Annotated in this window: 5 protein-coding genes; all 5 read right to left on the minus strand. The window is 74.3% G+C overall.

Annotation, left to right across the window (positions count from 1 at the left end; all coding sequences use genetic code 11):
• Positions 1-584: 584 nt before the first annotated feature.
• Positions 585-2,390 (minus strand): hypothetical protein, encoded by a 1,806-nt coding sequence (locus tag ACFWGZ_RS20770; RefSeq protein WP_382453182.1) that lies wholly within the window; start codon positions 2,388-2,390, stop codon positions 585-587.
• Complete coding sequence (locus ACFWGZ_RS20775) at positions 2,387-3,490, minus strand: VWA domain-containing protein (RefSeq protein ID WP_382453183.1); 1,104 nt, start codon at positions 3,488-3,490, stop codon at positions 2,387-2,389. Before ACFWGZ_RS20775 ends, ACFWGZ_RS20770 begins: the two co-directional genes overlap by 4 nt.
• Positions 3,487-5,688: a DUF5682 family protein gene (locus ACFWGZ_RS20780; RefSeq protein WP_382453184.1), complete on the minus strand. Its 2,202-nt coding sequence runs from the start codon at positions 5,686-5,688 to the stop codon at positions 3,487-3,489. Before ACFWGZ_RS20780 ends, ACFWGZ_RS20775 begins: the two co-directional genes overlap by 4 nt.
• Entirely contained in the window at positions 5,688-6,758 is a 1,071-nt protein-coding gene (locus ACFWGZ_RS20785) for an AAA family ATPase (protein ID WP_382453185.1), read from the minus strand. The genes ACFWGZ_RS20780 and ACFWGZ_RS20785 overlap by 1 nt, the downstream gene beginning before the upstream one ends.
• Positions 6,755-9,940: DUF4132 domain-containing protein (locus ACFWGZ_RS20790; RefSeq protein ID WP_382453186.1), on the minus strand; the 3,186-nt coding region annotated here is incomplete at its 5' end. The genes ACFWGZ_RS20785 and ACFWGZ_RS20790, both read right to left, overlap by 4 nt.

A 9,940-nucleotide genomic window follows, 5' to 3' on the forward strand; every position in this document is an offset into this window, starting at 1 on the left:
TGTTCCGCAACGCCGCCCGCGGCGCCGACTCGACCTCGCTGCGGGCCGCCGCGGCCCTCGCGACCAAGGCCTCGTCGGAGCTCCCGCAGCACGGGTTCGCGGGCGCCCTGCACCGGGCGCGGCTGCACCGGGCGATCGCCGCGGTGCCGTTCGCGCGGCACGACATCAGCGAGACCCACCAGGTGCTCGGCCGGGCGCTCGAGAGCCTGACCTCGCACGGGCAGGGGGAGTCCGAGGTGGACCGGCTCGCGTGGGCGGACGAGGCCTACGCCCTGCACTGCTTCCTCGTCCGCACCCACCTCTCGGTCGGCCTCGCGCAACGCGCCGCCACGTACACCGAGCGGCTGGTCGAGCTCAGCGCGGGCGACGACCGCACGTGGGCGCTGCGCGGCGACGCCCTGGCCGCGTGCGGCCTGCTCGACGAGGCGGAGGAGGCCTACGGCCGGGGCGTGGCGCTGGGCGGCTGGGGTGCGGCGCGCGCGGCCCACCTCCGGGGGTTCGTGCTGCAACGGCTCGGGCGGGTGGCCGAGGCCGCCGAGTCGTACGCGCTGTCGCAGCGCGCCGACCCGACGTCGGCGGTCCTCTCAGCGGGTGTCGGCCGTGACCAGCAACCGCAGGTGCGCGGCGAGCCAGGCCGGCGCGGCCGGGGCGTCGGCGAACGCCGTTACCCGGTCCGCGGCCGTGCCCAGGCCGGTGCGGCGCAGGTGCGCGCCGACCTCGCGCACGCGGGCGAGCAGGCTGTCCGTCAGGTGGTCGAGGCCTCGGTGCGAGGCCTCGGCCAGCACGGTCAGCGCGCTGTCCACGGCCGCGCTCAACGGGTCCGACGCCGTGACACCGGGCGGAAGCGGCTGCGGTGAGGTGTCCGCCGCCACGTCGAGCACCACCACTCCCTCCTCCGTGCGGACCGCCAAGGGGTCGACGACCAGCGTGCCGCGGTGCCGGCGGATCGAGCCGGTCACGGCCGTCGGTCCCGCGCGCAACGCCGCCGCCAGCGCGTCGAGCGCTCCCGGCGCCACCGCCCGGTGGTCCGCCTCGAGCACGCACGTGTCCCCGGACGGGCCGTGCAGCGTGGCGGTGAGGCGTTGCGCGGCCGGGTCGTAGGCCACGTCGGACACCTCGGTCACGCGGACCGCGCGCACCAGCTCCGCCTCGACCCGCGCGCGGACCTGCCGCGGCGGCAGGTCCGCGAGGTGCGCGGCCGCCGCCCCGTAGTCGTCGACCACCAGGGCCTGCGGCAGGTGGTCCCACGCCGTGCCGACCGGGGTGAGCGAGGTCTTCGCGACCCTGCTCGTCTTCAACGCCACCACGCGGCTCGCGCTGCGGGTCGCCGACTCCGACACGACGTTCGACGCCGCGAGGCGCTGACCGGTGCGCAGGGGGGTGTCCCGCTGCACCAGCACCACGTCGCCCGACGCGAAGTACACGTCCGCCGTGGTCTCGGACCGCACGCGCGCGCCGAGCGCCGTCAGCCGGACTCGCCGCAACGCCGTCTCCGCCGGCTCGTCCGGACCCAGGACCTCGGCGCGGTGCCCGGTCGCGGTGATCCGCGCGTGCAGCTCGGACAGCAGCGCGGCGAACCGCTCCGCCTCGTAGTCGGCACTGCGGCGGCGGTAGGCCGACAGCTGCGCCAGCAGGTCGGTGATCACCGCGGCGGGCCAGTGCAGCCGTTGCGCCGTCAGGTCGCGGTGCAGGCGCTGCCACGCGACGTCCAGCACCTCGCTCGCGTTCGTCGCGCCGTCGAGCAGCAGCTGGTCGAGCAGGTCGGCGACCGCGCTCAGGTCCGCCGCCGTGGTGGGCGAGCCGCCCACGTCGACGGTGTCGGCGCCCTGCGCGTCAGCCTCCCGGAACGCCCACACCGCGAGCGCCGTCGCCTCCTCCCTGTTCACCGCGTCGGTGTGGACGTACGACAGGTCGCCGGGCACGAGGAACGTGACCGTGCAGGTCGGCAGCTCCGCCTGGGCGGTCTGGTCCTGCGCGGTGGGACGCCGCAGCTTCGCGCGGTAGCCCGCCTGGAACGCCCGCCGCGCGCGGCGCAGCGTGCGTTCGCCCATCAACGCCACCAGGTCGTCGTCGGTCACCGCTCCCGGCGACCACAGCTCCGCGGGAGCGCTCGAGTCCTGCGTGCGCTGGTAGGCCAGGACGACGGCGATGCGGTGCCGGCACACGCCGGACGCGCCGCAGCTGCACGGCGCCGCCTCGAGCGCCACGCCCGGCGGCAGCGTCGTCGTGGTGCCGTCCGGGAACTCGCCCTGGACGGCACCGGCCGCGTCGGTCTCCAGCGCCGGGACGACCCCCGCGTCGAGCTCCTTGACGGCGCGCTTCACCAGACCGCGGTTGGCCAGCGCCGCGAGCGCGTCCGGGGTCAGGGCCAGCAGGTCGGGGCGGGTCACCGGAGCTTCTCCGCGACGAACTCGGCGAGCTCTCCCGGCGTCATCGCGCCGACGTGGGCGCCGACGTTCGCGAGGCGCTGCCCGAGCCCGCGGTCGTAGTCCGGGTTCGCCTCCTCGTCGAGCGCCGCGAGGCACAGCACGTGCGTGCCCTGCTCGCACAGCCCCTTGACGGTGCGGACCAGGTGCTCGGCGTCGCCGCCCTCGTAGAAGTCGCTGATGATCGCGACGATCGACCGGCGCGGGCTGTCGACGAGCCCCGCCCCGTACGCCACGGCCCGCGCGATGTCCGTGCCACCACCGAGCTGCACCTTCATCAGCAGCTCGACCGGGTCGGTCACGTCGGAGGTCAGGTCGACCACGTTCGTGTCGAACGCGACGAGGTGCGTCCGCAGCCCCGGCAGGCCCCACAGGCACGCCGCCGTGACCGCGGAGTGGATCACCGAGCTGGTCATCGACCCCGACTGGTCCACGAGCAGGACCACCTGCCACTGCTCGACGTGCCGCTTGGTGCGGGAGACGAACTTCGGGTGCTCGATCGCGAGCCTGCGCTCATCGGGCTGGTAGCGCTGGAGGTTCGCCCTGATCGTGGAGCGGAAGTCGAAGTTGCGCGAGTTCTTGTGGATGCTCGGCCGCCGCGACCTCGTGCCGCTGAACGCCGTGCGCACCTCGGTCCTGAGCTTCTCCATCAGCTGCTTCACCACCGCCTCGACGATCTTGCGGGCCATCGCGAGCACGGCCGGGTTCATCAGGTGCTTGGTCCGCAGCACCGCGCGCAGCAGGGCCGGGTTGGGCTCGATCCGCTGCAGCACATCGGGATCGGTGACGACGTCGGTGATCTCGTAGCGCTCGACCGCGTCGCGTTCCAGCCGCTCGATCGTCTCCCGCGGGAAGAGCTGGTGCACCTCGTCCAGCCAGTCGACGGTCTGCAGCACCGAGTCCTCGCTGCCGCCCTTGCGCACGCCCCGCTCGGCGAGCCCCGGATCGCGGCCGTAGAGCCACTCCATCGCCGCGTCCCGCCGTGCCGCCTCGCCCTGCAGGCCGCCCGTGCAGCGCGACGCGGGTTCACCGAGGATGAGCCGCCAGCGCTCCAGGTCAGTCATGCCAGGCCTCCCTTCACCAGCAGCGCGTCGACGCGCCGTTCCAGCGCCATCGCCTCCGCGACGACCATCGGGTCCGCGGTCAGCTTCGTCACCCCTCGGGCACTGCCCCCGACACCGCGGTGGTCGAGGACGGTGGCCGCGATCGTCTCCCTCTCCCGGGGCGGGAAGTAGCTGAACGCGAGCCGCAGCGCGGGCAGCGCGACCAGGAACTCGTCCTCGGTCATCGCGCTCACCTGGTCGTCGAGCACCCCGACCAGGTCGGGGCTCGCGAGCACCTCCTCGCGCGCCACCGCGAACAGCCCGGCGAGCCAGTCGCCCAGCGCCTCGACACCGCGGACCTTGCGCACGTCCGGCTGGGTGCCGAGCGTCCAGGCCAGGCCGAGCGCCGCTCCGCGCAGGTCCGGCGGCGCCTGCACGTCGTTGCTCACGCGCAGCGCGACCCCGGCGACGTCCGCGACGTCGAGCGACAGCGCCGTCTTCGCGTGCAGCACGGCGTCCCTCGTCGCGGCCATCGCCTTGAGCCGCTGCGGGTCGGCGGGCGCCGGGCCGCCGTGCAGGCCCTCGACCAGCCAGAGCACCCTGGCCGTGCTCGCGTCGATCACGCCGCCCAGCACCGGGTCGCGCCGGGTGCCGAACAGCCGGTCGTGCCGCCACAGCCCCAGCACGCCGCTCAGCACCTGGCCCAGCGCGCCCAGGTCGCCGGTCTCGCGGACACCCTCGTTGAGCGAGGCCTTCACCTTGCCGGACAACGACGAGATCCCGCACAGCACCGCGTCGAACAGCACGGCGGAGAGCTCGTCCAGCCCCGCGCCGCCGGACCGGCGTTCGAGCACGACCCCGGCCGCCTCCTCGAGCGTGGCGCCGTTCTCGGCGGCCTCGATCAGCGCCGCCAGCCGTTCCTCGGCCGGGCGCAGCGTCCACTGCTCGTCCAGCCGCGGCGCCGCGCCCTCGGACGGCCCGGCGGTGCGTTCGAAACCGGGGATCCGCAGCACCCGCAGGCGGTGCAGGATCCTGCTGCGCTCCAGCGACTCCGCGTCCGTGAGGTCGAGCGAGACCTTGCCCTCCCGGTCGAGCCCGTGCGCGCGCAGCAGGTCCTGCACGGCGCCGACGAGCGGCGGGGAGGGCGTGCCCGGGTGCAGCCTGCCGACCCTGCTGCCGCCGAGCGCGCCGAGCATCTCGACCAGCGCGGGGTGCGCGCCGGGCTGCAGCGTGCCGCGCCGCGACCACGGCGGCGGCTGCGTGAGGTCCTCGGAGATCAGCGCGCTGGTGAGGCCGTCCAGCACGTCCGTGCGCGCCAGGTTCGCGTGCCCGCGCAACCGGGCGAGCGCGCCCGCCTGGGTGTGCGCGGCGATCAGGTCGGCCGTGGACACCGGCTGCTGCCTCGCGCGGAGCCTCGTGGCCACCGACTCGACCAGCCAGTCGGCCGCCTGCCGCGGGCCGTTCTCCCACACCTGCTGGTAGTAGCCCGGCGACGGCATGCCCGACTGGTACCCGGTGAACGCGTCCAGCCGCGCGTGGGAGTACGGCACGAGGTAGCTCGCGCCCTTCTCCCGCTCCGGCACCTCGGGCCAGTCCGCCGGCCCGTCGAGCATGGCCTCGAGCGCGGGCGTGTGGAAGCCGCCGGTGACGACCACGACCGGCCGGTCGCCCGCGTCCCGCACCGCCGCGCGCACCCAGCGCGCCATGTACTCCTCGCGCGCCGAGTCGCCGTCGTCCGCGGTCGCCGTGCCGCGCACCAGGTCGAAGTACTCGGCCATGCCCCGCGGGTCCTCCTCGCACTCGAAGAGGTGGTCCCACAGCACGTCGACGTTGTCGACCGAGAACTCCCGGCACAGCCGGTCGACCACCTCGGCGTAGCGCAGCTCCGCGTCGGCGTAGCGGTTGCTGACGTCGCGGAACGCCTCGTGCCACGCGGGCAGGTCGATGAACCGGACCTCCGCGCCGTGGCGGCGGCCCTCGGTGATCGCCACCCACTCCGGCGAGTAGTCGCAGAACGGCGACCACGACGCGTGCGTGTCCGAGTAGCTGAACAGCGCGACCGGCAGCTCGTGGCCGAGCAGCAGCTCGTCGAGGCGCTCGTTGAAGTCGGCGGGCCCCTCGATCAGCACGTACGCGGGCTGGTGCTCCTCGATGGCGGCGGCGACCAGCCGGGCACAGGCGGGACTGTGGTGCCGGACGCCGACGAACACGGCCCCCATCAGCCGGGGAGCAGGTGGCGAGCCTGGTGCAGCGCCTGCCACTGCTTGCCCTTGCGCCGTGCCGCGTGCTGCTCCAGGTAGCGGCGCAGCCGGGCCAGGTCCTCGGCGTTGTCCTTCGCCGCGGTGCCGGCCAGGCACTCGACGACGTCGGCGGCCGTCCCGGTCTCCCCGCGCAGGAACCAGCCGCGCAGGCCCACCGCGTGCGCGACCGACACCGCCTCGGCCGTGCTCATGACGGTGGTGAGCCGGTCGGTGCCCTCCCGCAGGTCGCGGAACGTCCGCACGAGGACCTCCAGCACGTCCCGCTTCGGCGCGAGCTCCACACCGGACTTCGCCAGCAGCTTCGCCGCCTCCTGCTCGACCAGCGCGAGCTCGGTGTCGAAGTCGGCGATCGGGAACACCGTCTCGAAGTTGAAGCGGCGCTTGAGCGCGGCGCTCATCTCGTTGACACCCCGGTCCCGCGTGTTCGCCGTGGCGATCACGTTGAACCCGTCCCGCGCGAACACCATGCCGTCCGGGCCGCTGAGCTCGCCGATCGCCATCACGCGGTCGGACAGCATCGACAGCATGCAGTCCTGCACCTCGAGCGGGCAGCGGGTGATCTCCTCGAACCGCACGACCTTGCCCTCGGCCATGCCGCGCAGCATCGGCGCCGGCACGAGCGAACGCGGTGACGGCCCCTCGGCCACCAGCAGCGCGTAGTTCCAGGAGTACTTGATCTGGTCCTCGGTCGTGGCCGCGCCGCCCTGGATGGTGAGCGTCGACTCGCCGCAGACCGCCGCCGCGATCATCTCGGACAGCAGCGACTTGGCCGTGCCCGGCTCGCCGACGAGCATCAGCCCGCGGCTCGTCGCGAGCGTGACGAGCGCCCGGTCCACCAGGGACGGGTCGCCGACGAACTTCTTGGTGATGCGCGACTTCTCGTCGCCCACCACGAACCGGCGCGCGGCGGCGAGGCTCAGCGCCCAGCCGGGCGGCTTCGGCGCGGTGTCGCGGTCGCGCAGCCGCGCGAGCTCGTCGGCGAAGCGGACCTCGGCGGGCGGGCGCTGCATCGTCTGGGTGCTGGTCATGACTGCAGGGACTCCAGTTCGGAGAGGAGCTCGGAGGTGGTGATCGGGTCGACGTCGAGGACGGCGGGGGCGTCGCGCGGGGCGGACCAGTCGCCGCGGCCGGTGGGGGAGAACCACGCGTCGCTGAACGCGACCTCGGGGAAGACGTCCATGGCGCCGACGGCGATGCCGGGCTCCAGGGACACGACGAGCGCTCCGCCGCCGGGGAACGGGCGGGTCATCCAGCACTCGACGCCGGCGTCCTGCGGCGTGCCGCGGACCCAGCCCTTCTTGGTGAGGCCGAGGAGCTTGCCGATAGGGTACGGGGTGCCGCAGTACTTCTTCAGGCGCGGCAGCAGGTCGCCGGCCGGCACGAGGTGGACCGGGCGGCCGAGCTGCGGGAAGGGTTGCAGGATCTCGTAGTCGGCGAACACCTCGCCCCACGCGGACGCCTCGCCCTGCAGGTCCACCGCGTGGGCGACGCGGACCACGGCCTCGGCGGGCAGCGTGAACTCGTCGTCGTTGGAGTCGGCGAGCGTGCGGTCCTCGGCCAGGCGGAACGACTGCCCGCCGTCGGTGGTCCAGACGAGCCGCCGCACCACGTGCCACAGCAGCGGGTGGCCGGCGAGCACGGTCTGGAACTCCTCGGCGGTCCAGGTGCGCTGGTCGACCATCGCCCGTTCGAGGCGCTGGATCTGGTCGGACGCGATCGTGCGGACGTCCTTCTTCAGCGCCGCGAACCGCTTGTGCTCGAGCGGTGCCCGGTCCTGGTCGTCCTTCGCGCCGGGCTTCGGGAGGTCCTTGCGGCGCTTGCCATCCGGGTCGAGCACGAACGGCTTGAGCTGCTCGTCGAAGCCGACGGTGAACCGCCGGGTGCCGTAGTCGATGACCAGCGTCGCCGCGTCGTCGAGGCCGAGGCGCGGCACGAGGCGGTCGGAGAGCTGGTCGCGGCTCAGGCCCAGCTCGGCGGCGATCTGCTCGACCTTCTCCTGGGCCTTGTTCTTGAGGCCCTTGAAGGACACCTTCTCCGCGATGCTGTTCAGGTGCGACAGCGCCACCTCGGTGCCGATGTCGGCGAGCACGTCGAGCCCCGTCACCGCCCTGGCGTGCTGGCTCTCGCCCGGCCACACCCGGATGAGCGGCGACAGCGCGCGCACCGTCGAGTCGTCGCCGAACCACCCGAGCGCGCTGAGCGCCCAGCCCTCCTTCGACGGCGCGCCCGCCTGCAGCCAGGACTGGAACACGGCCCAGGCGAAGGTGGCGAGCGAGTCGCGGTCGAGCGCCTCGCGCACCACCGGCAGACCCGCGTACAGCTCGCCCGGCTTGGACAGCGCCGCCGTCATCAGCAGGTGGCTCGCGGCCTCGGCGGACAGCGCGTGCCGGCGGTCGGCCAGCAGGACCTGCGGCAGCAGCCGGGTGTCCGCCCACTCGCCGATCACCGGCAGCTTGGCGGGCAGCACGTCGACCGGGTCGACCGAGAGCACGACGTCGATCGCCGCCTCCGCGCCGCACTCCACCGCGACGGCCCGCACGTCCACGCCGATGCCGTCGAGGTGGCGCAGGGCCGTCTCGGCGTTGCGGCGCGCGGCGCCCGCCTTGCCCGAGGCCGCGGGGACGAGCAGGCGCGCGGCCTGCTCCCGGTGGCGCGACAGCCACTCGACGCCCCAGCGCCGGGCCTGCTTGGTCCGCGCGAACCAGTCGGCCATCACGGCCGCGACCTCGGGCGTGGCGAAGGGCAGCAGCACCACGCCGGCCGTCGTGCCGCCGGACTGCGCCAGCCGCACCAGCGCGGGCACCGCGTCGAGGCCGAAGCGGGCGGCGATGTCCTTGCCCCACTCGTCGACGCCGTAGCTGTACCGGGGCTTCCAGTCCGCGAGCAGCGGGCGGAGCACCTCGTCGGGGGCGAGCAGGAACAGGTCGTTGTCGTAGTAGCCGATGGTGCCCGCGTGGTAGTTCTCGAGCAGCTTCTTCCAGTCGTGGTGGTCGTGCTTCCACTCGACGGCGGCTTCGAGCCACTCCTCGCGCTCGCCCGGCTGCCACACCACCGACGACCCGCCGGCCGGGACGTCCGTCAGCACGACGGGCTTGACCGGCTTCTTGCGGCTGAGCCACGGCGGGCTCGCGAGCAGCGGTGGCAGCTGGTCCGCGGTCGCGTCCGGCACGATCGCCGCCTCGGACTCGGCGAGCACGGCGGCGACCTCGTCGGAGACCTCGAGGTCCGGGTGCGACTGCAGGTGCGCGTGCAGCAGGCGCCGCACCTCCGCGTCGGTGGTCGCGCGCTCCGCCAGCAGCCGGGCCGCGCGCCGCGGGAACGCCGCCATCGCGGCCAGCACGGCCGGCCGCACGAACTTCTGGTCCAGCCGGTCGAGCAGGATCGTGAACGCCTCGTCGGTCGGCAGCGCGGCGAGCATCTTCAGCACCTGCTTGCGGCCGTCCACGCGCCGGTAGTAGCTGTCGTTCTCCAGCTCCGCCGCGAGCCGGGGCGCGCCGGCCGGCCCGAGCACGTAGAGGGCGGTGTAGAGCAGGAACGCGGAGTCGTTGAGAGACTCGTCCGCCTTCTCGAAGTCCTCCGCGGTGCGGGCGCTGCACGGCAGCATCCACCACCGGTTGGAGCTGCGGTGCTCCGCGCAGGCCTCGGCGAACCAGTCCGCCCGTTCGGGCAGCAGGTACGACCGCAGCCCCTTCGCACCGGGCGAGTCGCCGAGCTCCTCGAGCGCGGCCTCCGCCGCCGCGCGGCCGGCGTCGTCCGCGACGGCGAGCGCGTACCGGACGGCCGTGAGCATCTGGCCCTCCGGATCGGTCGCCGAGGTCCGGAACGGCTCGCCCAGCTGCCGCAGGCAGGCTTCGGTCCACGTGCCCAAGGAGCGGTCGTAGTGCTGCGTGAAAGCCATGCCCATGCGCTGGACGACCGCGACCGCGGCGAACGCCGGCCCGTGATCGGCGAGCCACGCGTGCACCGCCGGCAGGCCGGTCTTCGCGGCGGCCGCGACCGCCGCCGCGCCCAGGGTGTTCGGCCGCCCGGCGAGGTGCTCGCGGGCCGCGCTCACCAGCCCGTCGTGCGAGCCCTCGACCGTCAACGCCTTCTCGACGTCCTCGACCGGCACCTGGCGGGCCTCGGCCGCCTTCGCGGTGTCGAGGGTGAACTCCGGGGCGGGGTCGAACCCGCGCTGCCGGACGACGTCGCGCAGCCACGCCTTGGGCAT

It is taken from the genome of Lentzea sp. NPDC060358 (assembly GCF_042725365.1).
Lineage (GTDB): Bacteria > Actinomycetota > Actinomycetes > Mycobacteriales > Pseudonocardiaceae > Lentzea.

Coding starts and splice junctions, on each gene's coding strand:
- ACFWGZ_RS20775 (WP_382453183.1), bottom strand. CDS start 3,490: ATGACTGACCTGGAGCGCTGGCGGCTCATCCTCGGTGAACCCGCGTCG.
- ACFWGZ_RS20780 (WP_382453184.1), bottom strand. CDS start 5,688: ATGGGGGCCGTGTTCGTCGGCGTCCGGCACCACAGTCCCGCCTGTGCC.
- ACFWGZ_RS20785 (WP_382453185.1), bottom strand. CDS start 6,758: ATGACCAGCACCCAGACGATGCAGCGCCCGCCCGCCGAGGTCCGCTTC.